23 protein-coding genes are annotated in these 23,279 nt (G+C 55.0%); 4 read left to right on the forward strand and 19 right to left on the reverse strand.

Annotation, left to right across the window (positions count from 1 at the left end; genetic code table 11):
* Positions 1-17 precede the first annotated feature (17 nt).
* The 8 genes from ML541_RS11555 to ML541_RS11590 form a co-directional block, all read right to left on the reverse strand.
* A complete protein-coding gene (locus ML541_RS11555) occupies positions 18-449 on the reverse strand; it encodes a transcriptional repressor (RefSeq protein WP_243373066.1) in 432 nt (143 codons plus the stop codon).
* Between the two features lie 355 nt (positions 450-804).
* Positions 805-1,590, reverse strand: coding sequence for a DsbC family protein (locus ML541_RS11560; protein WP_243373068.1), 786 nt, complete (start codon positions 1,588-1,590; stop codon positions 805-807).
* A 102-nt stretch (positions 1,591-1,692) separates the two neighbouring features.
* A complete protein-coding gene (ahcY, locus tag ML541_RS11565; protein WP_243373069.1) occupies positions 1,693-3,087 on the reverse strand; it encodes an adenosylhomocysteinase in 1,395 nt (464 codons plus the stop codon).
* 32 nt (positions 3,088-3,119) lie between these two features.
* The gene (locus ML541_RS11570; protein ID WP_243373070.1) at positions 3,120-4,037 is read right to left on the reverse strand and encodes a metalloregulator ArsR/SmtB family transcription factor; all 918 of its coding nucleotides are present in this window, start codon (positions 4,035-4,037) and stop codon (positions 3,120-3,122) included.
* Positions 4,038-4,184: 147 nt separating this feature from the next.
* Positions 4,185-5,513, reverse strand: coding sequence for an anaerobic C4-dicarboxylate transporter (locus ML541_RS11575; RefSeq protein WP_243373071.1), 1,329 nt, complete (start codon positions 5,511-5,513; stop codon positions 4,185-4,187).
* 259 nt (positions 5,514-5,772) lie between these two features.
* A complete protein-coding gene (locus ML541_RS11580; protein ID WP_243373072.1) occupies positions 5,773-7,194 on the reverse strand; it encodes a sigma-54 dependent transcriptional regulator in 1,422 nt (473 codons plus the stop codon).
* Complete coding sequence (locus ML541_RS11585) at positions 7,191-8,942, reverse strand: transporter substrate-binding domain-containing protein (protein ID WP_243373073.1); 1,752 nt, start codon at positions 8,940-8,942, stop codon at positions 7,191-7,193. Before ML541_RS11585 ends, ML541_RS11580 begins: the two co-directional genes overlap by 4 nt.
* A gap of 166 nt (positions 8,943-9,108) precedes the next feature.
* Positions 9,109-10,194: a nitronate monooxygenase family protein gene (locus tag ML541_RS11590; RefSeq protein WP_243373074.1), complete on the reverse strand. Its 1,086-nt coding sequence runs from the start codon at positions 10,192-10,194 to the stop codon at positions 9,109-9,111.
* 178 nt (positions 10,195-10,372) lie between these two features.
* Here ML541_RS11590 and ML541_RS11595 point away from each other — a divergent pair, with 178 nt between their 5' ends.
* Both ML541_RS11595 and ML541_RS11600 read left to right on the forward strand, forming a co-directional pair.
* Positions 10,373-11,335 carry a HAMP domain-containing sensor histidine kinase gene (locus ML541_RS11595; RefSeq protein ID WP_243373075.1) on the forward strand — a complete coding sequence of 321 codons (963 nt, stop codon included), beginning with the start codon at positions 10,373-10,375 and terminating at the stop codon, positions 11,333-11,335.
* Complete coding sequence (locus tag ML541_RS11600) at positions 11,332-12,036, forward strand: response regulator transcription factor (RefSeq protein WP_243373076.1); 705 nt, start codon at positions 11,332-11,334, stop codon at positions 12,034-12,036. The genes ML541_RS11595 and ML541_RS11600 overlap by 4 nt, the downstream gene beginning before the upstream one ends.
* Before the next feature lie 129 nt (positions 12,037-12,165).
* Here the strand turns inward: ML541_RS11600 and metK are convergent, their stop codons facing one another.
* The 8 genes from metK to ML541_RS11640 form a co-directional block, all read right to left on the reverse strand.
* On the reverse strand, positions 12,166-13,335 hold the full coding sequence (gene metK / locus ML541_RS11605; RefSeq protein WP_243373077.1) for a methionine adenosyltransferase: 1,170 nt from the start codon (positions 13,333-13,335) through the stop codon (positions 12,166-12,168).
* Between the two features lie 111 nt (positions 13,336-13,446).
* Positions 13,447-14,721 carry a DUF6178 family protein gene (locus tag ML541_RS11610; protein ID WP_243373078.1) on the reverse strand — a complete coding sequence of 425 codons (1,275 nt, stop codon included), beginning with the start codon at positions 14,719-14,721 and terminating at the stop codon, positions 13,447-13,449.
* 34 nt (positions 14,722-14,755) lie between these two features.
* Entirely contained in the window at positions 14,756-15,061 is a 306-nt protein-coding gene (locus ML541_RS11615; protein ID WP_243373080.1) for a YcgN family cysteine cluster protein, read from the reverse strand.
* A gap of 9 nt (positions 15,062-15,070) precedes the next feature.
* Positions 15,071-15,757 (reverse strand): general secretion pathway protein GspB, encoded by a 687-nt coding sequence (locus ML541_RS11620; protein WP_243373082.1) that lies wholly within the window; start codon positions 15,755-15,757, stop codon positions 15,071-15,073.
* Positions 15,758-15,784: 27 nt separating this feature from the next.
* Positions 15,785-16,633 (reverse strand): AAA family ATPase, encoded by an 849-nt coding sequence (locus ML541_RS11625; RefSeq protein ID WP_243373084.1) that lies wholly within the window; start codon positions 16,631-16,633, stop codon positions 15,785-15,787.
* An 86-nt stretch (positions 16,634-16,719) separates the two neighbouring features.
* Positions 16,720-17,703 carry an FmdE family protein gene (locus ML541_RS11630; RefSeq protein ID WP_243373086.1) on the reverse strand — a complete coding sequence of 328 codons (984 nt, stop codon included), beginning with the start codon at positions 17,701-17,703 and terminating at the stop codon, positions 16,720-16,722.
* A gap of 85 nt (positions 17,704-17,788) precedes the next feature.
* Positions 17,789-18,316 carry an HPP family protein gene (locus ML541_RS11635; RefSeq protein ID WP_243373088.1) on the reverse strand — a complete coding sequence of 176 codons (528 nt, stop codon included), beginning with the start codon at positions 18,314-18,316 and terminating at the stop codon, positions 17,789-17,791.
* Between the two features lie 168 nt (positions 18,317-18,484).
* Positions 18,485-19,036 carry a DUF998 domain-containing protein gene (locus tag ML541_RS11640; protein WP_243373089.1) on the reverse strand — a complete coding sequence of 184 codons (552 nt, stop codon included), beginning with the start codon at positions 19,034-19,036 and terminating at the stop codon, positions 18,485-18,487.
* 621 nt (positions 19,037-19,657) lie between these two features.
* Here ML541_RS11640 and ML541_RS11645 point away from each other — a divergent pair.
* Complete coding sequence (locus ML541_RS11645) at positions 19,658-20,044, forward strand: DUF1622 domain-containing protein (RefSeq protein WP_243373090.1); 387 nt, start codon at positions 19,658-19,660, stop codon at positions 20,042-20,044.
* A 136-nt stretch (positions 20,045-20,180) separates the two neighbouring features.
* On the opposite strand, the gene ML541_RS11650 is transcribed toward ML541_RS11645, so the two are convergent.
* Together ML541_RS11650 and pal are read right to left on the reverse strand one after the other, a co-directional pair.
* Positions 20,181-21,548 carry a chloride channel protein gene (locus ML541_RS11650; RefSeq protein WP_243373091.1) on the reverse strand — a complete coding sequence of 456 codons (1,368 nt, stop codon included), beginning with the start codon at positions 21,546-21,548 and terminating at the stop codon, positions 20,181-20,183.
* Between the two features lie 94 nt (positions 21,549-21,642).
* The gene (gene pal, locus ML541_RS11655) at positions 21,643-22,215 is read right to left on the reverse strand and encodes a peptidoglycan-associated lipoprotein Pal (protein WP_243373092.1); all 573 of its coding nucleotides are present in this window, start codon (positions 22,213-22,215) and stop codon (positions 21,643-21,645) included.
* 123 nt (positions 22,216-22,338) lie between these two features.
* On the opposite strand from pal, the gene ML541_RS11660 reads away from it, so the two are divergent.
* Complete coding sequence (locus tag ML541_RS11660; protein ID WP_243373093.1) at positions 22,339-22,800, forward strand: MarR family transcriptional regulator; 462 nt, start codon at positions 22,339-22,341, stop codon at positions 22,798-22,800.
* Positions 22,801-22,885: 85 nt separating this feature from the next.
* On the opposite strand, the gene ML541_RS11665 is transcribed toward ML541_RS11660, so the two are convergent.
* Positions 22,886-23,224: a BON domain-containing protein gene (locus ML541_RS11665; RefSeq protein ID WP_243373094.1), complete on the reverse strand. Its 339-nt coding sequence runs from the start codon at positions 23,222-23,224 to the stop codon at positions 22,886-22,888.
* Positions 23,225-23,279 lie beyond the last annotated feature (55 nt).

Below are 23,279 nucleotides of genomic sequence, written 5' to 3' on the forward strand. Positions count from 1 at the left end.
GCAAAAAATTTTTGTGCCTATTTTCTGCATTTGGCACATAGGCCATACAGCTCCAACTTATGTGTTTTGATAAGAAAGCCGTAACTGTCAGCTATCTCATCCTGCAGCTTTTCGATGGTCGCGTTCTCGAATTCGGCAATTGCGCCGCAACGGGTGCAGACCAGGTGGTCATGGTGCTCCCCTTCGGTCACATGCTCGTAGCGGGTCTGCCCATCACCGAACTGTATTTCACGGGCAATGCCCGATTCGGCAAAAAGCTTCAGCGTCCGATAGACCGTTGCGTAGCCGATGGCTGGATGCTTGGCGCGAAGCTTGAGATATAGCTCTTCCAGGCTCATGTGTTCGGAGGTGGAAAGGAAGAAATCGAGAATAATGTCCCGCTGGCGTGTGGACTTGAGTCCCTTTTGGGCTATGAAGTCACTGAAGGTTTTTTTCTTGGCGCGCTTCACGGGGTTCTCCAAATTGAAAGTGATTTTCACTATACTGACAGGCGCGGCGGGTGTCAACTACTTTTTCAGCTGAAGAATATTTCCAAGTATGCAGTTATCGCAATATATGATACCTTATGTGTAAAAGGAGGTTCGTATGCAGGAGATATTGATGCTTCTCGGCTTTCTGGTCCTGTGGATCGCACTGCAGAAATTCATTCTTCCACGCTTAGGCGTCTCCACCTGAATGGCCGAGTCATGCTCCCCCGCGGGTCGGGGGAAAAAGGACGAAGAGCAACGCAGGAAAGAATCCGCACCATGAAGACAAGGCCTGTCATGGCGACAGGCCTCAATCACTTGCGTAGCAACCCAGCCGTCATCTGTTCGTTTTCTTACCGTTGAAGAGGGCCTGTATTTCCGCAGCAGTCCTTGCACCGGCCAAAAGCCTTCCGTCAGAAAAAATCAGCGTCGGAGTAGAGTTCACCCCCAGTTTGGCGGCAAGCCTGATATTTTCATCGACCCCTGCCCGCGGCGTATTGGGGCCGGGCGCCGGCAAAGCAACCTTGGCAAAAGCATCATCAAGGAGCTTGGCCGAAGGGCCCTGCATTATGACCCTGGATTTGTCATAGGCGGTGGGATGAATTTTCAGGGGAAAGAGCTTCACATAGACCGCCACCGACCTGTCCATGGCGACGAGCTTCTTCAGCTCCCCGTGCAGCTTGGCGCAAAAGGGACAATCGGGATCGGTAAAGACGAAGAGCCTCTTTTTCCCCTGGGGATTGCCGAGTATTATGGAGTTGCCGGGGGTGAGAAGAGCCGGATTCACCTTGGTCACCGCAGCCTGGGGAGCAGCACCGCCGCCGATGGGCTTTTTCGTCGCCAGGCTGAAGATGGGTCCCGGAATAATATGCTTCTTCCCGTAGTCAACGTAGGCGACCCCCTTTTTGCCGTCCTTTTCCATATCCAACTCCCAGACTCCGCGCATGGCCGGAAACTTCACCTGGGTCACCCTGCCCCCCAGCCCCTTCACCAGCGTATTGGCCTCTTTCACGGATAGGGAATGACAGCCGGCACAGTTGCCGCCGCAACCCTCCTTTGGCATGGCCGACGCGCTGCCGGCGAAAAGGACTGACATGATCAGGGCTGTTGCCAATTTGTTCATTGCATGCTCCTTTACCGCGTTTTCATGCGAAAGCCGCCGGGCTGCCCCGACGGCTTCGATGTTTTCGACTATACTCCAGATGGGCTGATAAAGTCCAGCCTGCTAATAACGGTAGTGCTCCGACTTGTATGGCCCATCAACACTGACACCGATGTAAGCAGCCTGCTTCTCCGTCAGCGTCGTTAATTGGGCGTTCAGCTTCTTCAGCTGCAGCCGTGCCACCTTCTCGTCCAGGTGCTTCGGCAGGGTATAGACCCCGACCACATATTTTCCAGGATTGGTAAAGATCTCGATCTGGGCAATAGTCTGGTTGGCGAAGGAAGAGGACATGACGTAGCTGGGGTGCCCCGTGGCGCAGCCCAGATTGACCAGTCGTCCCTTGGCCAGCAGAATGATTCTGTTGCCCGACGGCATGATGATGTGATCCACCTGGGGTTTGATCTCTTCCCACTGATATTTTTCGATGCTCGCCACGTCGATCTCGTTGTCGAAATGGCCGATGTTGCAGACGATGGCCTGGTCCTTCATCTTTATCATGTGCTCATGTGTAATGACATGGTAGTTGCCGGTACAGGTAACAAAGATATCGGCCTTGTCGGCGGCATAGTCCATGGTCACGACCCGGTAGCCTTCCATGGCCGCCTGCAGTGCACAGATGGGATCTACCTCCGTGACCCAGACCTGGGCGGAAAGAGCACGCAGCGCCTGGGCAGAACCTTTCCCCACATCACCATAACCGCAGACCAAGGCGATCTTGCCGGCAACCATGACGTCGGTGGCCCGCTTGATGCCATCCACCAGCGACTCACGACAGCCATAGAGGTTGTCGAATTTGGACTTGGTCACCGAATCATTGACGTTGATGGCCGGAAAACGGAGCTCCCCCCGCTCGTGCATCTGGTAGAGACGGTGAACGCCGGTGGTCGTCTCCTCGGTCACCCCTTTGATCTGGGCAATGCGGGTGGAGTACCAGGCGGGATCGGTGGCCAGCTTGTTCCTGATGGCGGCAAAAAGGACGGTCTCTTCCTCGGAACACGGCTTTTCGAGAACGGAAGCATCCTTCTCCGCCTTGGTGCCGAGATGCAGCAACAGAGTAGCATCGCCGCCATCATCCAGAATCATATTGGAGAAGCCACCGTCGGGCCACTCAAAGATACGGTGCGTATAATCCCAGTATTCCGTCAGGGATTCCCCCTTGTAAGCAAAGACCGGAATGCTCTGGGCAGCGATGGCAGCAGCCGCATGGTCCTGGGTGGAAAAGATGTTGCAGGAAGCCCAGCGAACTTCTGCCCCTAGGGCCTTCAGAGTCTCAATAAGGACGGCGGTCTGGATGGTCATGTGCAGCGAACCGGTGATACGTGCGCCCTTGAGTGGCTGTTTTCCGGCATATTCTTCCCGGATGGCCATGAGTCCAGGCATTTCGGTCTCGGCAATCCTGATTTCCTTCTTCCCCCATTCGGCCAGAGAGAGATCGGCGACTTTAAAATCCTGTGACATGGTGCTTTCTCCTTTTATTGATGTATTTCCATCTATTTTTTTGAAGCAGATGCCAACAAAATCGCCACCTGCCCAGCATGTCCATCCAGACGTCTGCACGTCACAGCGGTAAACCCTGCTGCCTCAAGCCACGAACAAAGTTCATGTTTTTCAAAGCCCAGCCACTGGTCTGCCAGCTGTTCCCGGGCTAGCTCCCGTTCATGTCGAGCCAGGTCGGCAATGAGCAATGCGCCACCGGCAGTGAGTACCCTCTTTATCTCTTGAAGCACCGCGACCGGGTCCGCGGCATGATGCAGCACCATGTTGGCAACCACACACCCAGCACCGCCGTCGGCGATCGGCAGGTGGGTCATTTCTCCCAGGCGTAGCTCGACTCCGGTAAGGCCTGCCTCGGCTACTCGACGACCGGCTTCTTCCAGCATGGCAGGAGAATGATCGACGCCGATAACCCGCGATGCCACGGCAGCAAGCTGAGGAAGCAGGCTACCGGTACCGACGCCTATCTCAACAACTTCTGCGTGCGAAGGGACCGATCGGACCAACTGCGGCAGGTATTCCGGTACCGGCAAAAGGGTCTGGGCCAACTCATCCCACTGGCGGGCATGGCGGTCGAAAAACTCCTGGCTGCGCCGGCGACGGCCTTCCAGCACCCTGGCCACGGCGGCCACATCCTCGGCACGATGAGGCAGTCCATCGGCCTGTTCTTTGAATACCGGATAAATGGCGCTGAAAAAGGCGTTACCGTCCCCGACCCGGTAGTAACTCCAGGTTCCTTGCCGCTTCACCGCGAGCACACCTGCCTCCGTCAAAATCTTCAGGTGCCTGGAAATGCGGGACTGTCCCATACCGAGAATTGCGGTCAATTCCTGGACGGTGAATTCACCTCCGCCTAGAATCGCCAGAAGCCGCAACCGGCAAGGATCTGCAAGGGCTTTGAAAGTTTCGAGCATGGCTATATCAAAAACATCGGATAAGATAAATCAACTTTTCTTGATATAGCATCTCACCCTCACCAGGTCAAGCCATTAATCCCTCACTCGGCAAAAAAAAAGGCTGCAGATCGCTGCAGCCCTTTCCGAATTGAAGTTACCTGTTAGTTACAGTATGGCGCTGGAGATAAGGTAGGCCGTTACCGTTGACACGCCGACACCAATCAGTCCAGGGATCATGAAGCTGTGGTTGAGCAGATACTTCCCGATGCGGGTGGTGCCGGTCCGGTCAAAGTTGATGGCGGCCAGGTCGCTGGGGTAGAAGGCAAAGAAGAAGTAGGCATAACTGGCTGGCATGAGCCCAAGCAGCAGGGGAATCGGCAGACCGAGGGCAAGGCCGAGCGGCAGGGTAATGGCCAAGGTCGCTGCCTGGCTCTTGACGAAGGCCGAGATGCAGAATGTGGCAATGGCAAATGTCCAGGGTGCGATCTTCACCATGATGCCGATATTGTCCACCAGGAACTTCTTGTTGGCTGAGATGAAGGTATCGCTCATCCAGGCAATGCCGAAGATGGAGACAACGGCGATCATCCCGGCGATGAAGACGCTGGAGTGGGCGATATCCTTGGCTTTGACATTGGCGGCAAACATGATGAAGGCTCCGTAGGCCAGCATGACGAATTGTACGACCGTGGTCATGGCAACGGGCTTTTTATCAGCCCCCATGGGCAGCAATTCAGGACAGACGGCGAAGAGGATGATGGTGGCAACGCCGGTAAAAAAGAGGGCAACGGACACCTTTGCAGTGGTAGAGATCTTCTTGTCCAGGGTCGTTACATCGGCATCGAGAGACTTACGGAAATCAGGATCCTGCAGACGGGCTTGAAACTCCTGATCCTTGTCCAGGTCCTTGCCCCGGTTGAAACTCCAGGCGGCAGCGGCAAGCACGCCGATGATCCCTGCGGGCATGGTTACGCAGATGATGTCGATCAGGGTCACCGGATGACCGGCTTTGGCGGCAAAGCCGAGGAAGAAGGTGACAGCGGCAGCGACAGGGCTTGCCGTTATGCCCATTTGGGAGGCCACGCTGGAAATAGCCATGGGACGTTCCGGCCTGATGCCGGTCTTGATTGCTACGTCGGAAATAACCGGGAGCAGCGCATATACCGCATGTCCGGTCCCGACGCAAACGGTGAGGAAGAAGGTGCTGAGTGGTGCCAGGATGGTCACGTATTTCGGATGGGCACGGAGCATCCGTTCCGTCAACTGCACCAGGTAGTCGAGCCCGCCTGCCACCTGCAAGGTTGCCGAAGCGGTAACGACAGCCAGGATGATCAGCATGACGGCGATGGGGGGCTCGGAAGGAGAACTGCGAAAGCCGATGGTCAGCACCGTCACGCCGAGACCACCGATCAGGCCGAGGGCTACCCCGCCCCTGCGGATACCGATGAGAACGGCACCGAGGACGAGCACGAATTGGATCCAGAACATTGCCATGGTACACCTCCATGTTTGGCTATGGGTGATGGAGCGAAGCTCCTTTCGAATCTAGACCCATATGAGCATGGAGGGTGCCAAGGGCCTGGCCACCCGCTATCTAGTTATAATAACAAGGTAAAAAGCAAAAAAGGACACAGGTGCGGAGAGTGAAGTCTCATGGCGTAAGGTTATAAAGATCCCTCTCACAGGAGGGTAAACCACAATAACATCATCAAGTTAGACATCAAATAGCCGGAAGCTATAGTATAACCCCAGGTTATACCAGTTCAGAACGCATCATCTTGAGGCGCTTGTTGAGGGCCGGCTGGGAAATACCGAGAAGGCGTGCTGCCATGGTCTGGTTGCCGTTGGCGCGATGCATCGCTTCCGACACCAGGAAGGCGGCGGCGTCACTGAAGGTGGGCAGATCGACAAAGCCGGCAAAGGGGTTCTGCCGAGGAGGAGCGGAAGACGGTTTGCCGGCAGGCTGCCCCTGCCCTACCGCCTTGACGAAAGACTCCATGGAGAGCATCCGGCCACGATGGATACTGACTCCGTCGTAAACCATCCCCTTCAATTCCCTCACATTACCTGGGAAACTGTAGGTCGTGAGGAACTGTGCCAGCTCTTTTGGGGGAGTCGGCTTTTTTCTCCCCAAGGCCTCTGCTGCCTCTCCAAGGAAATAATCCAAGAGCAGGGGTATGTCACCGGGGCGCTCCCGCAGTGGTGGAATATGCACCTGGTGGGTGCGCAGGCGGTAGAACAAGTCGCGGCGGAAGGTCCCGGCCCCTTCCTTTTCCGCAAGGTTTTGATGGGTGGCGACGATGGTCCGTGCTTTCAGGCGCCTCGGCTGGTCGCAGCCAAGAGGGAAGAACTCCCCCTCCTGCAAGAGGCGCAGCAGCTTCACCTGTGAAGGGATGCTGAGATCACCGATTTCGTCGAGAAAGAGTGTACCATCGGCCGCTTCCTCGACCATCCCCCGCCGCAGTTGATCGGCACCGGTGAAGGCACCACGGACGTGGCCAAAAAGGGTATCGGCAAAGACCGTGTCATCAAGACCGGCAACGTTGACCGTCACCAGTTTGCCGCGACAGCCGCTCAACCTATGGAGCGCCTGGGCGATCAGTTCCTTGCCGACGCCGCTTTCTCCGGTGATCAGAAGAGGCTGAGGGCTTTTGGCCACCGCTTCCACATAGGCAAAGACATTGAGCATGGCTCGATCGGCGGTGACGATATTGGCAAAGGCCTCAGGATGCTTCAACTCTCCGGACGCAAGCCTGGTGGACATTTCCAGGTAATCCCGCTGCATCTCCTTCATCCGCACCGCCCGCAAGACCCCGCTAACGATCCTATCCTCTTCATCGGTCTTGATGAAGTAATCGAAGGCGCCCAGCTTCATGCAGCGGACCGCCGTTTCCAGCTGATTAAGGCCGCTGACAACGATGGTGGTAATATCGGGATGCTGCTCGGCGATCTGCTGCAGCAGGTCTTCGCCAGACAGATGGGGCATGGTCAGGTCAAGGAGTACCAGCCCTATATTTGCTTCTGCCAGGATTCCCATAACTTCACGGCTTTCCTGGCAGGTTTTGATATTGCCGAGACCGGCACAGCTTCTCAAGGTAAGGGAAAGAGATTTCAGCCAGGCAGGCTCATCATCCACCAGCAGGATACCAAAGGCTGGATACACTTGGTCGTTCACGTCATCTGCTCCTCTCTGATAACAGGCAACGAAAGGGTAACGGTGGTACCGGTGCCGGGACTGGATTTGAAATGCAACTGGCCGCCATGATCTTTGATGATGCCGTCGGAAACGGACAAGCCCAGCCCGGTCCCGCCGCTCTCCCGCTTGGTGGTAAAGAAAGGGTCGGTAAGGCGTGACAGGTTTTCAGGAGCGATGCCGATCCCTTCATCGTGGACCGAGACAATGGCACTGGCGGTGGCCCGGTTATAGCGGGTCGTGATATAGATCCCTCGCTCCGGGTCAGGAAGAGCCTGGCAGGCATTCAGCACGAGATTAACCACCACCTGCTCGATCCGCTGGCTGTTAGCGAGAATCGGCGGAATCCAATCCGCATATTCGACTTGGAGGTGACGGGTCGCCTTGCGAATGGTGGGCTCCACAAGTCGTAATGCCGTCTCGACAACAGTGTTGAAATCCACTTGCTGCTTTTCCGCCACATCGTCACGTCGGGCAAAATCTTTGAGATCGTTGACAATCCGCTTGATCCGCTTGGCCCCATCCTGCATCTCATCCAGAACCCGCGGAATCTCCTGGCGCATTTCCGAATAGGGAAGTCCACCTACCATGAAGTCGCCATGGGCTTGGTAAAACTCCTCCAGAATGCCATCGATATCGCCGTGGGCACGCTTCAGGATCGGCACATCCAGGAGGATGAGCCCGGTGGGGTTGTTGATCTCATGGGCCACCCCCGAGACAAGGACGCCCAATGCGGCCAGTTTGTCCGCCTGAACAAGCTGCTGCTGATTGAGGCGTAGCTCCTCTTCCGCATGCTTCCGTTCGGCAATCTCACGGGTCAGGTCGGCAGTCCGCACCGCCACCTGCCTGTGGAGAGTCCGTGACCAGAGGGCAAAACCGCCCAAAAGCAGCACCAGGGGAATGACCACCACGGCCCCATACTTTGCGACCGTCTTCCAGTCCACATGCTCCGGTTCCAGCACCCCGAGCCACTTGTTGTAAATCACCTGATATTGGCCGGTCTTCCTGACAATGGCCAACCCTTCGTTGAACCGGGACAAGAGCTCGTCGTTCCCCTTTTTCACCGCAAAACAGTAGCGGTGGGTCGCCACGTTCCTGATAGTCGGGTGAATGTTCGATAGTTTCAACTCACGTATGATGTACATGCCCGGCAGGATTGCGACAATGGCATAATCGGTCTTCCCCGCAGCCAGAAGCCGCAAGGCGTCGGCAGGGGTATCGGTGAGTTCCAGCCTGCCCGAAAAGCCCTGCTGTCGCAGGATGTCGTGCATGATACCGCTCCGGTGCACGGCTACCGATCGGTTCCGCAGTTCTTCGACCGACGTTATCACCGGCGAATCACTGCGGGCAAAGACGGCGTGGTTGACCAGCGCGTGTGGGAGGGAAAAATCCACCTCACTGGCTCGTTCTTCCGAATAGGACATCCCTTCCAGAACGTCTACCCGGCCACTCTGCAGTGCCGAACGCATCTCGGCCCAGCCACCAAGCCTGAACTGCACCTTCATCCCCATAACTTCGGCAATGGCCCTGGTCAACTCGACGTTGAATCCTGCCGGTTGGCCATTCTTGTCGATAAACTCGTAGGGAGGGTAGTCACGGTCACCACCAACTATGACGGAAGCCGGTACACCCGACCCTTTGTCGGCAAAGGCAGGCGATGACCAGGTAAGAACCTGCAGCACGCAGACACAGAGGTACAGAGGCCATATGAAAAGCTTGTTTAAATGCAACAGTTTCTCCACTTGCTCCCTTTTCGTCAGGTGTGGATAAGCATAGCACAAATGTCCATTCCGTACAGGTGCTTGTGGAGCAACACGGGGAAGGAACAGAGCCGGAAATGAAAACGGCCCCGCGGAGATTCCGGAGGGCCGTCACAGGCGGTTGCTAAAATTGATTTTAAGCAGCTTGATCCTCGGCTGCAGACTCGGCAAACAATTCGTCGAAGATTTCCTGGACGGTGGTGATCCGATCCGCTTTCCAGGCATTGGTGCCGCAGAAAATAAGCCCCGTTGCCACATCTCCCCGCTGAGCCCGGTCCAGGGCCTTAACGATACAGAAGCGCTCGCCGCTCTCCTTGTAGGAACATTTCTTCAGGCATCCGGTGGTGCAGGCCGAGCTTCTCATTTGATCATAGAGAACGATGTCGTCCTGGTTCTTGAGGATGGCGCGACCGGGAAGGCCGGCCGGGCTCATGATCAGACCAATATCCTCCTTCTTGCAATCCAGATATGCCTGCTTGAAGGCATCATCCGCATCACACTCCACGGTCGGAACAAAGCGGCTGGCCATCTGCACCCCGTCAGCCCCCTGCTCCAGGGCGTTCATCAGGTCGGCGCGGTCCCAGATGCCGCCTGCGGCAATTATCGGTATATCAAGGTCATATTCGGTGCAGAAAAATTCCTTCACCCCTCGGACGGTTGCATACTGATCATAGTCGCCGGTGCCGATATTCTCCAGTTTCTCCCCCAGGTGCCCCCCCGCCGTATCGGGGTCTTCCACCACCACTGCGTCGGGAAGGCGGTTGTAGCTCTTCTCCCACTTCTTGGCAATCAGCTGTGCCGCCCGGACAGAGGAAACGATGGGAACCAGCGCCACATCAGGCGCATGGGCAGCCAAGCCCGGCAGGGTCATGGGAAGGCCGGCACCGCAGACAATGACCTTCGCCCCTCCCTCGATTGCAGCCCCTACCAGGTTCTCGTAATCGGAAAGAGCAACCATGACGTTGACGCCGATCACCCCGTCAGGAGCGATTTCGTATGCCCTGTTCAGTTCAGCCTTAAATGCCGCCAGATCAGCATCGAAATAGTTGGACCCATCATACAGGCCGCTGTTGAGAGCAATGCCCGGTGCAGCCACCAGCCCAACCCCGCCGCACTTGGCCACATGCCCTGCCAGCGAGCCGGCCGAAATACGGACCCCCATTCCACCCTGAATCAGGGGATATTTGGCCTCGTATTTTCCGATTTTCAAGGGCTTGCACATGATCGTCTCCTTCGGTGCCAACGCGGCGTATACGCTATCTTGCCCCTGAACCATAGCAGATTACGAATCTTTTTAATGTAATAGTATTGTAAAAGGGGAGACGGAAAGGGGCAGCAGGAACGCTTGACACAGGCTAAATCCCCTTGCAAATGAAAGATGCCGATGTTAAACAGGATGCATGAAATGGTATAAAAAAGTCTTTACGCCGCTCGCTGCCCTGATCGGTATCCAGCTGGTCTGGATCCTGCTGGTGGTCTTCTGGGTTTACTGGTTTCTTGGCCGGAACCGTGAATTTCGTGATCTGGCCCAGCGGTACAAGCCGGAGCTGATCGGCCACGGGCTCAACTGGGTCGTACTGGTTGAGGGACTGATCCTGCTGGTGGCGATTCTGGCGGGCGTCTATGTCATGTTTCTCTACTGGCGACGGCAGGCAAAGCTCTACCGGCAGCAGCGGAGCTTCATTTCCCAGCTTACCCACGAACTCAAATCGCCGCTGGCCTCCATACAGCTGCACCTGCAGACAATCAAGCTGCGCAAGCCCCCCCAGGAAAAGTTGGACATATTTCTCGACACCATGCTCTCGGACACGGGAAGGTTGAATAACCTCATCAGCAACCTTTTGATGGCGACCCGCATTGAGTATCGCCAGCTGGGAGTCGAGCAGAAGACGGTGGATTTTTCCGAGTTCGTAAAGGATTACATGGAGAAAAAACGGCCTGAACTGCCTGAGGGGGGCAGGCTGCATGTGGAGGTGGAGGAGGGACTGATGGCGCAGATCGACAGCGAAGGGATGGAGATGGCATTGCGCAACCTCTTCGAGAACGCCCTTCTCTATTCCCCGGTCTCACCGGACATCAGAGTTACCTTGCGAAAAAGCGGCAAGAACTGCCATCTCCAGTTTCAAGACCACGGCAAGGGCCTGGATAAAGGGGATCTGAAAAAAATCTTCGCCCTTTTCTACCGGGTGAGGACTCCGGGAGAGAATATTCGCGGCACAGGCTTGGGGCTCTATATAGTGAAATCGGTTGTAAACGCCCACGGCGGAAAAATTGGCGTCTCCAGCGAAGGTCTGGGGAAAGGTTGCACCTTCCATATCACCCTGCCCCTTGCTGATCCCGAGAACAGGAGGAAGCCGGCATGAGCAACGACAAGGCCCATATCCTGCTGGTGGAGGACGAAATTCATCTGGCACGGGGCATCTGTTTCAATCTGGAGCTTGAAGAGTTCCGGGTAAGCCATGTGGAGAGCGGCGAGGAAGCACTGGAACGGGTGAAGTTCGAGCGCTTCGACCTGATCATCCTGGACGTGATGCTGCCTGGAATAGACGGCTTTGCCGTCTGCAAGAAGATAAGGGAGTTGGATACACGGGTGCCGGTACTGATGCTGACAGCCCGTTCCGACGAACGGGATCGGATCGCCGGACTGGCCGGAGGCGCAGATGATTATCTGACCAAGCCGTTCAACCTGGACGAATTTCTGCTACGGGTGAGGGGCATGCTGCGCCGCTCGGCCTGGTACCGACCCGAGCCGGTGGAGGAAGGCTACCGCTTCGGTGAAAACCAGGTCTACCTCCTCTCCTACCGGGCAAAGACTCCCCAGGGGGAGATCGATCTGACCGACCTGGAGGTGAAGATGCTGTCGCTGTTCTTTCAGAAAGAGGGAGAGGCGATACCGCGGAAAGTGCTGCTTGAGAGTGTTTGGGGTTACGCTTCCGATGCAGAAACCAGAACCCTGGACAACTTCATAGTCCGGCTGCGAAAATACTTCGAGCCTGATCCCACGAAGCCCAGATATTTTCAGACCGTACGTGGTGTGGGGTACCGCTTTTCTCGCGGCGCGTGAAAAGCGGGGTTCGAGGTTCGAAGTTCGACGTTCTACGTTCCCCAAAAATCAGCTTAATAGAAAAGGCCGGAAGAAATCTCTCCCGGCCTTTTAAACACGTCACATATTACTAGTCACTCGTCACCGCCTTTAAAGCCCTGCTTTCTCCCTTATGATGGAGACCTTATCGGTCCTCTCCCAGGTGAATTCAGGCAACTCACGGCCGAAGTGGCCATAAGCGGCGGTTTTTTTGTAGATGGGGCGGAGCAGGTCCAGTTGTTCGATGATAGCCCGGGGGCGCAGGTCAAAGACCTCCCGGACGATCTGGGCGATCCTGGCGGAAGGGATTTTACCGGTGCCGGAGGTATCCACCATGACGGAGACCGGCTCGGCAACACCGATGGCGTAGGCCACCTGCACTTCGCATTTCTCGGCAAGGCCGGCAGCAACCAGGTTCTTGGCAACATAGCGCCCCATGTAGGCGGCGGAACGGTCAACCTTGGAGGGGTCTTTGCCGGAGAAGGCACCGCCGCCATGGGCACCATGGCCGCCGTAGCTGTCGACGATTATCTTCCGCCCGGTCAGGCCGCAGTCACCCATGGGGCCACCGATGACGAAACGGCCGGTTGGGTTGATGAGAAAGCGGGTGGATGCATCCATCAGCTCGGTGGGAATGATCTTCTTGACGACCTCTTCTATGATCCCTTCCTTGATGGTCTCGTAGGAGACTTCGGGAGTATGCTGGGAGGAGATAACCACCGTATCCACGTGAACCGGCTTGTCATTCTCGTATTTGATGGAAACCTGGGATTTGGAGTCGGGACGGAGGAAATCGAGAACGCCGGATTTACGCACGTCGGCGAGTTTTTTCACCAGCTTGTGGGAGAGAAGAATCGACATGGGCATCAGTTCAGGGGTTTCGTTGCAGGCATAGCCGAACATGAGCCCCTGGTCGCCGGCCCCCTGGTCCTTGAAAAGTCCGGCTCCTTCGTCCACACCCTGGGCGATGTCGGGAGACTGCTTATCGATGGAAGTAAGAACGGCGCAGGTTTCCCAATCGAAGCCCATGGCCGAATCGTTGTAGCCGATTTCCTTAATGGTCTCGCGGACAATTTTGGGATAGTCGACAATGGCATTGGTGGTGATCTCGCCGGCAATTACAGCCATACCGGTCGTGACTAGAGTTTCACAGGCAACCCGAGATCTGGGATCCTGGGCAAGAATAGCATCGAGAATGGCATCCGAAACCTGGTCGGCAACCTTGTCGGGATGCCCCTCGGAAACCGACTCGGAGGTAAAAATGTAATCCTTCATTTCCATCGTGCAAATCCTCCTCAACGATATTTATAAAATAGAAAAAGTCAGAAAAAGACTTTGAATTTTATAGCCACCAAAATTGTTTGTCAATCTTTAATAAAACAACCAGAATCCTCAAACCCCAAGACCACGCAGAAAAGCATCGACCCTCTCCACATCGGCCATGGAATGGAATTCCCGGTATCCATCGGCAGTATCGGCATCCAGACCGCGATAGAACCGAGGACGCTTATGTTTCAGGCCATTGAGGAGCTTATTGGCCGCGTAATCCTCCGTCGAAAAGTTTTCCGCGCGGCTCTTAAGATCGAGGAGGACGCTGTAGCCCAGCTGGAAGAGCCGCTTCAGGTATTCGCCCGTTAAAACCTCAGCGGCTTTTTTCACATCATCACCGCAGATGGTCTCAAGGGCGATATTAAGGTAGCCATACACGCGGTTGGCGATGATGCGCATGGACTCCGTATCGGCAAGGGCTGTCCCGTCTGCCACCAGCGCGCTGTTGATCAGGTAGTTAAGCTCCAAATAAATATCATCGGCATCAATAAGCGCAAGTGCCCGCTGCAGAAGAGCGTTTTCGGAACCGACCGCCACCGGCAGAGCGGCAACGGAACTGGTTGAAAGATGGCTTTTGTCACCGTCCAGGGTAAAGGAAGAAGGCTTCACCCGGGCATATATGGAAAGTGCTTCGTCAAGGGGAGGAAAACCCAGATCGGCTAGGCGGCCCGAGCGGAAGCGATAGCAGGTATCCTCAAGCTCCAGATCCACGTCGCTCTTCACCCCCTCCATGAGCGCCACATAGAGCTGATTGTCGATGCGGCGGATGCTCTCGATCAGCCTGCCGACCAGCTGGCTGTGTTTAGGATTTTTGAAGCTTATCATAAAGGTGTCGTCGAAGGTATGATCCCAGTCGGCAAGGCGTTCTTCGTCGTTGGACAGGTCGCCGATCCCGCCGCCGACGATCACCTCGCGGTTGAGGAAAAGCTGCAGCAGCTCGAAATCCAGGCTTGGCAGCAGTTCCCTGAGCTTTTCATCGCCCCCCTCCAACAGATAACCGAACCACTCCACTGCCTTATCTTGAGAAAAGGACCACTTTGACCACAGCTCCATATCCAGCAGGAACAGGGTCTGTTCAGGAGAGGCAAGCTGGACTAACTCCAGGGCGTCCGTCTCTCCCACATCCTTCACCATCCAGAAAAATTCCTGGGACTCCATCCCTCTGACCAGGCGCTCTCCATCGGCATCCCCGAGAATGAGATCCATCCGCTCCTTAGCGCCAAGCCTTTTCAAATGGCGAGCCTTCTCTTCGAATGTAAGACCGGCGAAGGGAAGGGAAGATGCGCGCCCCCCCTTTACCAGTTTCAGTATTGCAGTGTCATCGTTTTTTTTTGGCAATTCCAACTCCTCTTCACTCTTCACTCTTCACTCTTCACTCTTCACTCTTCACTCTTCTCTGCCTTTTAAGCCCCAGCGCCTTGCGATAGCCGCAGTCGTCATGAAGCCAGTTCAGCTCCCTGACCAGCTCCTCGGTCAACTGGATGCACTCCGGGCAGATTTCAAATCGCCGCTCGTAAATCTTGCACTCCCGGGTAACCACATCCAGATAGCGGCATGGGGTGGAGGTGAAAAAGATGGTTCCCGCCTCATCCTCGATCTTTTCGAAACAGCACAGGCCGCACTGTTCACAGAGGGACTCCCATTCTTCACGGTTCTTTGCCTGGCTTTCCTTTGTCATCTGAACCTTTCACCGGTATTGGTTGATCTTGCCCAGCAAAATCTCGAATGTCCGCCCCCCATGGGAAAGGCGGACCCTGTCAGGAAGAATTTCCACCACCTTCGCCCCATCCACCGTCGCCCCCTGGGTGACGGCAATGCCGTTGACCACAGCTAGACGGGATGAGCTCTCCTTCTGCCAGGCGATTCCGCTGACCTTGAAGCCGACGTGATCCTCCCCGATGGAAACAGCCCCAGTCGTCGTCCGAAGAAAGGGCTGCATGCCGCTTTTAACGGCCACTGCCGGGACAGCAACTGCAGATCCGGTCAGAGATGGAGCTGCTTTTGCGGCAGCCGGCGTCGATTGCTGAACGGGCTTGGCCTGCCCGTTCAGTCCCTGGGCCGAAACCGCAACAGCCTGGGCCGGCTGAACCTGAACTGCAGGTGATGACACGCCGGTCTTGATTGTGCTTTCAGCAGGATTGCCGGCAGGCCGCGGGGCGGTTCCCTGCTTGCCGACGGAGAAACCTCCCATTGCGGCATAAGTCGTCAGTACCGCCAGTACGGCAACGGCTGCCAGTGCTGCGAGGATCTTCCAGCGCGATTTCTGTTGCCGGCTGCGATACTTTCCCGCTACATCGCCGGCCAGGGGCGCCGTCGTGCGTTGAGCCGCCTTCTCCTCCTCGACTTTTTTCAGGGCCTTCAGAATAGAACTCATAACTGGTCCCCCATCACCCTACAGTAATCAGGCAAATCCAAACCTGCACCACAAGCGCCTCCACAACCCTTTTCTGCTTGTATCCAGTTCGGCAATGGCAGTCCCGGCCATCCGGCCGGTGATCTCTCGGCTTCCATCTCCAAAACCCACGAGCAGGGCCCTGTCGCAAACTATGTTTATAAGCCGCGGAATGCCCCGGGAATAGCGGAAAACCCGTTTCATTGCCTGGTTCGAAAAGATAACCCCACCGCTGGCCAGCTCCAGGCGATGCTCCGCATAGCCAAAGGTGTCATCGAAATCCATGGGAAGCAGATGATAACGGACAAGGATGCGCTGCTTCAGTTGCCGCAGCTCAGTCCGCCCCAGCAGTTTGTCAAGCTCCGGCTGCCCGGCGAGAACGATCTGGATCAGTTTCTCCGTCTCGGTCTCCAGGTTTGAAATCAACCGAATCTGTTCCAGCACCTCCGGGGCAAGGTTCTGTGCCTCGTCAATAACCAGGATGACTATGCGTCCCGCCTCCCGCTGTTCCAGAAGGAAAGCATTCAGCACCTCCAAAAGCTGCGCCCGGGTCAGGCCATCATGGGATATGGCGAAGTCGCGATTGATGGTGCGGAGCAACTCTTCGGACGACAGGCAGGGATTGAAGATGAGGGCAGTTCGATAGCCGTCCTCGTCCAGCCGGTTGAGGAAGGTTCGTAGAACCGTCGTCTTGCCGGTCCCCACCTCGCCGGTCAGCTGGATGAAACCGCAACGGCTGTTTACGCCGTACAGAAGATGGGCAAAGGCTTCCTGGTGGTTTTTGCTGAGGAAAATAAAGCGGGGATTGGGCGTTATGGAAAAAGGTTTCTCTCTGAAGCCGTAATATTCCAGATACATGTCTTACCTGCCCCCGGCACGGTTTTCAGCCAAGCGCATACCATACCATGACCGTGAGTTCACCGCAACCGCTACGTGATTAGAATTTAATGGGCAGTCTTTCCTTCTGCACAGGGAATGCAGAGGCGCTCCCCAGCCACTTCCCTCAGACGGGTTTCCATCACTTCCTCGCCACACCAGGCGCATAAAACAGAAGGGCGGCTTTGCGCTCGTTCCGGCTCAGCAATGGTCACCTCGGTAATGGACAGAATCAGCTCAGTTGGAGCACCGAGAATGAACGCTGTCCGGGCGGCGCGATCACCGGACAGCTCTGCCGGAATGCCCTCGCCACGGTACACGACCCGCACGCCCCTGCCGTCAGCACGGTTGAACAAGGTATAGACCTGCTTTCCGTAGTCGCGGAAGACAAGGTTCCCCTTGCCGAAGGTGCAGCCGCTTATGCACTGCAAGGCATCGACACCGCAGGCATCATTTTCCACTATGGCGACGATTTCCTCATCCCCGGCCCGCATCGCCTTGAGGGCTTCCATGGCTGCAGCAGCCATACGGTAGCCGATGGCAAGCCCCGGGCAGTCATGGCCGTGGAATCTGACGATATCCTCATACTTCATACACCCTCCCCTGTCGGCACTGTCGCTTCCCGGCTCCCACTCGCGGACCTCAAAGCCGCCGCTGCCATCCATGCGCACGTACCAAAGCTCGTCAAATCCCTCGTCAAGACTCGGCAGTTCCAGGCGGCCGGCAATGCCCCTCACCCCGCCATCGGGAATTCGCTCCCTGCCCTGCCGCTGGCGGTTAAGCTTGAGAGCCTCCTCCAGCCGAGAGGAAAAATAATAGCCGATAATGCGAAAACCGGCGGCCCTGGCAGGCTCCATGAAGCGGCGACGCACCTCCCTCGTGGCATTGGTGTCATCCACCACGAAGGATTGTCGAGCGTCTATACATGCCTGCAGCAGGAGCCTTTCCCGATGCCGGGTCCGCAGCATATCAAGGCTGATGCGCACATGGCTTTCGAAAAAATTAAGGCGGCAGAAGGTGCTCTTGCCTGCGGCCGGAATTCCTATTAGCATGATTCCCGTCATATGAGAGGGTCATACCACACTATGGCTGAAGTCAGGATGATACTGATCGGCCACGGCCAGAGCAAACCGCATATCATGGCTGTTTCTTGCCTTGTTGCAAGCCGGTGGCAATGAAAAGACGGTGCACTCCGTACATGATCAGGATGGCTGTCATGATGAAGATGGCATCGACAAGGGTAGACAGCAAGCCAAGCGAGACAATCATCGTCGTCGCACAGGCGGGTGCATGCTGCATACGTCCTGTCACCATCAGGACCGTAGTCAGTACTACCGAGACAATGCCGCTGGCAGCAAGGCGCAGCAGAGAGAGCGATAGTGCATCGGGAAAATGGCTGGCTGTAAAACCATGGGCAAGAGCATTAAAGGAAAGAAAGCCACAGATAGCGCCGATCAGGTGCCCCCCCAGCACGTGCCTGGCCGTGATCTCCCCCTGCCGGTCCATGACCAGGGCAAAGGCCGACGGGCCAAGACTAGGAAAGATAAATGGCCTGCCGGTAATCCAGGCAATCAGGGCAGGGACTGACAGCAGACAGCCCACTTTTACCCCTTCCCCAATAGCTGTCAGTGGCGATTTCGGTTTACCTCGAACCGTAGTGGCCATGGAACGGTGCTCTCAAGACGTATACATTGCAATGTATTAATCTTAACAATACAAGAAAAGTAGTCAACCAAGTGGCACCGTGAAATGTGCCCTCCTTATGGCCGTATTTTGGTCTGTCCCTGGGAAGGAACGTATCAACACATGTCTCTGACTGAGCCTGTGAATATATCAATTTCTTTTTCTGATTTTACTTATTCCTATCCATAAAAGCCATGCACCGACACAGACAGCTGCAGCCCTTTGACTGACCCCGTCCGGCACTGTTCCACTAAGAGCAATACTTACTGTTGCACATCCTGAAGACAGCCATGACGCCATCCGCGCAGATTTAGATGAAAACTGTCCTACGCAAACAGGTAAAAGATACATTGATATCACGAGCAGAGCAAATGCCAACGCAACCAGTGATACATGCAACTCTACTGCCTGATCCATGGTGAATATGCCGGCACCGACCATACTTATTGCCGCACATGACAACAGGGCTCTAAATCCTTTCGGTGCTGCAGAAGCCGCAAGGCCGACCTGAGCAGAGTAGATTGATATGCCGAGACCGCAGAAGCCTATCAGCAAGACTGCGCCGGAACGGCCCATGACCAGCTCGCTCATGTATTGATGAATCGGGTCGTACTGGGGTTGCACCAGTTGGAGCCACCCAATAGTGACGGCAAATACTATGACACCTCCTATGGTCACGGCTCCAGCCAGGAAATCTCTCATTTTTCGCCTGCCATCTCAGGGGCGACACAGTGATTCCGAGCTCAAGCTCGGTTTTATGCCGAAGCATTATCAGGAGAATTCCAGACGAGCCGCTTGTCAAAGACGATTGAAGCAGAAATGGTGAGGACGACAAAAGCGGCGTAGCAGAAAAGACCTGGCCCCGGTTGGACCGTTGCAACTTGGCGCTTGTCGTTGCCATTCCTTCATGACTTTGAGATGGCAACGAGCCTAAAACGCCGAGGATCACGGACGATCTTCCCTGGCGATCGCGGTCAGGCATGTTCCCTCTACAACGAGAAGTTATCACGATTATGGAATACGTTACGCTTCCACTGCTTGTCCTGTTCATCATTCCCACATAGGAATAAGACATAACCAAAACTGAGACCTGCAATACCTATTAAAATTTTAGTTGTTGTTAAAGCAAAAGCAATTGCTGAGGCAGCAGCATCCCTTAAACTTTAAGAAAGAAGGTTGGAACATTACCTCCCCCACCCGCAGCAATGGCTCTTCGACCCGTGCGGCTGGTTTCAGGTCTCTTTCGTGTTGAGCAAGATACGGGGGTGATTCTAATGACAAAGCAGCGGACGACATCATGAGTTACCTGGAAGAGGAGCGATAATGGAGAACGTACAGCCACTGATACAGGTGACAGCTACAAGCCTTGAAGCCTCAGGAATTGCTGTCATCGCCATGGGAGCACTATTTTCAACGATTCATGCCGCTCTTGGTTACTTTAGGAAAACTGCGACAGTTGATCTCTACTCGGCCTATCGTCGGCAACTCAGCAGAGCCATCTTGTTGGGCCTGGAATTTCTGGTCGCCGCCGACATCATCCGCACCGTGGCAATCGAGCCAACCTTTACCAGCGTCGGCATCCTCGGCGCCATTGTCGTCATAAGGACCTTCCTCAGTTTTACGCTTGAGGTGGAAGTAACAGGCCGATGGCCATGGAGCCATCCTGCGGCGGCTCAGGAAAAGCCCATCGAGGAGCGGAAGGGATCATGATTCCATTGAACGAAAGTCATCGTTCCGTCCGGAAGGTAGAATTTTGGATGCCTGTTTCAGTATTGTCAGCGCATCGTCCAGATTTGCTTTCTTTGCGTATAGGACCAGGACCGGCAGCAGCGATGAAATTTTTCGCTTACCCATTCTTTTTCCCTTGTCTATGGTTCCTCAGGGAACGATAGATGTCCCTGGCAGTGCCCATGAGTGTGTGTTCCCGTGGTGTCAGCTTCGCGTGACGAAGTTCTCCTACAGGTACCCCCGTTGGTGCTGTGAGCGAAGCGCTCTTCTGTATTCCGAGAAGTTGGCTGGGATAAATGCTTCGATAACCAGAGATGAGAAAACTGACCATGCAGGCAACGGCTGCATAGGGGGCGATCGCCGGGCCGAACAGTTCCATGGCCATTATGGAAGCGGCTATAGGCGTATTGGCCGCTCCGGCAAGAACGGCGGCCATACCTATGGCCGAAAATGCGGCAATAAAAGGTTCATGGAAGAGTTGGGCAAAAATGTTTCCTGCTGCCGTACCGATAAAGAATATGGGTGTAACGACGCCGCCACTTCCGCCACAGCCCAGAGTGATTGCCGTAGCGATGCTCTTCCAGGCAAAGGCACCGGCAGGCAGCGGGTTTCCTTTAAGGCCGGAGGCAATGGTGTCAAGGCCGAGCCCCAGGTAGGAATCGGAGACAAACAGGCCGATCAGTATGAGCAGGAGGCCTCCCAGTATGGCCTTGAAGGCATAATGGCAACGCAGCCGGCTGAAAAGATGATGGGTGAGCTTCATGACCTCGATAAGCAGTAATGCCACCAGCCCACACCAGATACCGAGAAGGAGCATCTCAAACAGGCTCCATTCGGTCAGTTTCGGCAGGAAACATGCTGACTGGGGAGGGTAGATAACCCCCAGGGAAGCGGCCACATGATAACCGACAATGCCGGCAACGAAGGAAGGGAAGAGCACCTCGTACATCATCTGACCAAGCACAAGCACTTCGATGCCGAAGAGTGCCCCAGCTATGGGGGTACCGAAGACTGAGGCAAAGCCGGCACTGATCCCGCAGATGACCAACTTTCTGCGGTCGACGTCCTCCAATCGTAGAAGATCCGCAAAACCAGAAGCCAATCCAGCACCGATCTGGGCACAAGGACCCTCCTTGCCCGCAGAGCCGCCGCTGGCCAGAGTAATCACCGTAGCCACTAATTTTACCGGCACCACCTTGAGGGCAATTTTCCCCATCCGCTGATGAACGGCCTCAATGACTTTCTCGGTGCCATGGCCGGCAGCATCGGGGGCGAGCCACCTGACGATCATGGTACTGACAAGGAGTGTAAGAGGAAGAAAATAAACATAATTAGGAAAGGAAGAAAACACTGCAGAAGTATGGTTCAGGCACCATAAAAAAATAGCGGTTCCAGATCCGACCAGGATGCCGACCACAGTGGCATAAAAAGCCCATTTGGTAACACTGGCAAAAAGAGTTAGTTCTTCGGTAAGTTTTGACTTCATCAGGGCATCCTTGCAAGGCTGGCGTAAAACGAATGAAAACTAAAAAAGGCCCGCGCGGTGAAGGAAGCCGTGCGGGCCACCAAAAGAGGCGGAGTTATCGGACAATGACGAAATCGTCGCGCCGGTTCTGCGACCACGCTGCTTCGTTATGTTCTGGGTCAGCAGGCTTTTCTTTCCCGTAGCTGATGGTGGAAAGGCGTTCGGCTGGGATACCCATTGTTATCAGATACTGTTTCGCAGCCTGGGCTCGCTTTTCCCCCAAGGCCAGGTTATACTCATCGGCACCCCGCTCGTCACAGTTGCCTGCAATCAATATTTTCATGGCGGCATCACCTTTCAAGATCTCGGCATTTTTGGCCAGGGCTTGCCGGGCATCGCCCGAAAGAACGAAGGAGTCAAAGGCAAAGAAAACTTTTTCCAGAGCGGCTTTTATCTCAGAGGCTTGCGGCAAAGGCTGTATGGCCGGCTGCTTCGCTTCATGCTTTTGCTGAGGCTGTTTTGCCGGTTCTTGAGGCAGTGCTGCTTTCACTTGGTTGCCGGCATCGCTTGTTGGTGCTGCTTGAAGGACCGGCTCGTCTTTTTTGACCACCCCTTGTTTTGCGCAACCGTTGAAAACGACCGCAGCGAGCCCCAAAAACACGCATCCGATTGCCACTTGCTTCTTCATTTGCTTTCTCCTTTTGTTACTTGTTGAATAAATCTTTACGAATCAAACAACCCGTAATATGATTTGGGATATAAATTATTTGTATAGCAAATAATTTGTCAATAAAATTTTTTGGAGTGAATTATGGATAGAGCAGAAGTAATACAAGAAATTCTTGATAATCTGCGGCGGATATTCCAGGCAATAAACGAGTATTCCCGAAATGCCGAGAAAGAAACGGGTTTAACAGGGCCCCAACTCTGGGCAATAAAACTTCTTGATGAGACTGCCCCGATGCGTGTTTCGCAACTGGCCGAAGCGATGTTCCTGCATCCTGCCACGGTCGTGGGCATTATTGATCGGTTGGAAAACAAAGGTCTGGTAACCCGAATCCGTTCTCAGGAAGATCGGCGAGCAGTCGATCTGCATCTTACTCAGGCAGGGGAAGATATGGCTGCCCAGGCTCCCGAGGTTGCCCAGAGCATGCTTATTCATGGACTGAATCTTTTACCGGCAGCAGAATTTCACTGTGTTGGGGAAGGAATGAAGCACATGGTGAGGCTACTGGGAGTGGAGCACCTGACTCCACGGCCATTGCGCGGCTAAGACTATTGCCTTGATAACCGCTGACGCTTGTCCGGATGTTATGATAATGGAGGTGGGCGGCTTTTGAGGCCTGCCCACCTTCAAGTTATTGGACAGGCACTACAGCGATGTCGTTAATTACTCTTTTCACACCTTTTACTTTTTTGGCGACTTCGGTCGCCAGTTTTTTTTCCGATACCGTTTTTGCCTTACCGGTGAGGGTAACCACGCCATTGGTGGTGTCCACATCCGTATGCAAAGCGCTGGTGCCCTTATTCGCCATCAGCTCCATCTTCACCTTGGAAGTGATGGTGGCGTCGTCGATTTTTTCGCCCATGGTCTCCTTGGAACCGCTATGGTCCGAAGTTGCAGCGTACAAAGGAACCGATGGGATTGTCAGTGCTGAAGCCGCGACCAGGATGCCGAGATATTTTTTCGCTTTCATGGGTTCTCCTTTCTCATGTGGTTGAATGGATACTGTTAGCTCTGCCCGAACCCTA

The sequence above is a fragment of the Geotalea sp. SG265 genome (genome assembly GCF_022808985.1).
In the GTDB taxonomy this organism is placed as follows: Bacteria; Desulfobacterota; Desulfuromonadia; order Geobacterales; family Geobacteraceae; genus Geotalea.

Coding starts and splice junctions, on each gene's coding strand:
- ML541_RS11560 (WP_243373068.1), bottom strand. CDS start 1,590: ATGAACAAATTGGCAACAGCCCTGATCATGTCAGTCCTTTTCGCCGGC.
- ahcY (WP_243373069.1), bottom strand. CDS start 3,087: ATGTCACAGGATTTTAAAGTCGCCGATCTCTCTCTGGCCGAATGGGGG.
- ML541_RS11570 (WP_243373070.1), bottom strand. CDS start 4,037: ATGCTCGAAACTTTCAAAGCCCTTGCAGATCCTTGCCGGTTGCGGCTT.
- ML541_RS11575 (WP_243373071.1), bottom strand. CDS start 5,513: ATGGCAATGTTCTGGATCCAATTCGTGCTCGTCCTCGGTGCCGTTCTC.
- ML541_RS11590 (WP_243373074.1), bottom strand. CDS start 10,194: ATGTGCAAGCCCTTGAAAATCGGAAAATACGAGGCCAAATATCCCCTG.
- ML541_RS11595 (WP_243373075.1), top strand. CDS start 10,373: ATGAAATGGTATAAAAAAGTCTTTACGCCGCTCGCTGCCCTGATCGGT.
- ML541_RS11600 (WP_243373076.1), top strand. CDS start 11,332: ATGAGCAACGACAAGGCCCATATCCTGCTGGTGGAGGACGAAATTCAT.
- metK (WP_243373077.1), bottom strand. CDS start 13,335: ATGGAAATGAAGGATTACATTTTTACCTCCGAGTCGGTTTCCGAGGGG.
- ML541_RS11615 (WP_243373080.1), bottom strand. CDS start 15,061: ATGACAAAGGAAAGCCAGGCAAAGAACCGTGAAGAATGGGAGTCCCTC.
- ML541_RS11620 (WP_243373082.1), bottom strand. CDS start 15,757: ATGAGTTCTATTCTGAAGGCCCTGAAAAAAGTCGAGGAGGAGAAGGCG.
- ML541_RS11625 (WP_243373084.1), bottom strand. CDS start 16,633: ATGTATCTGGAATATTACGGCTTCAGAGAGAAACCTTTTTCCATAACG.
- ML541_RS11630 (WP_243373086.1), bottom strand. CDS start 17,703: ATGCTAATAGGAATTCCGGCCGCAGGCAAGAGCACCTTCTGCCGCCTT.
- ML541_RS11635 (WP_243373088.1), bottom strand. CDS start 18,316: ATGGCCACTACGGTTCGAGGTAAACCGAAATCGCCACTGACAGCTATT.
- ML541_RS11640 (WP_243373089.1), bottom strand. CDS start 19,036: ATGAGAGATTTCCTGGCTGGAGCCGTGACCATAGGAGGTGTCATAGTA.
- ML541_RS11645 (WP_243373090.1), top strand. CDS start 19,658: ATGGAGAACGTACAGCCACTGATACAGGTGACAGCTACAAGCCTTGAA.
- ML541_RS11650 (WP_243373091.1), bottom strand. CDS start 21,548: ATGAAGTCAAAACTTACCGAAGAACTAACTCTTTTTGCCAGTGTTACC.
- pal (WP_243373092.1), bottom strand. CDS start 22,215: ATGAAGAAGCAAGTGGCAATCGGATGCGTGTTTTTGGGGCTCGCTGCG.
- ML541_RS11660 (WP_243373093.1), top strand. CDS start 22,339: ATGGATAGAGCAGAAGTAATACAAGAAATTCTTGATAATCTGCGGCGG.
- ML541_RS11665 (WP_243373094.1), bottom strand. CDS start 23,224: ATGAAAGCGAAAAAATATCTCGGCATCCTGGTCGCGGCTTCAGCACTG.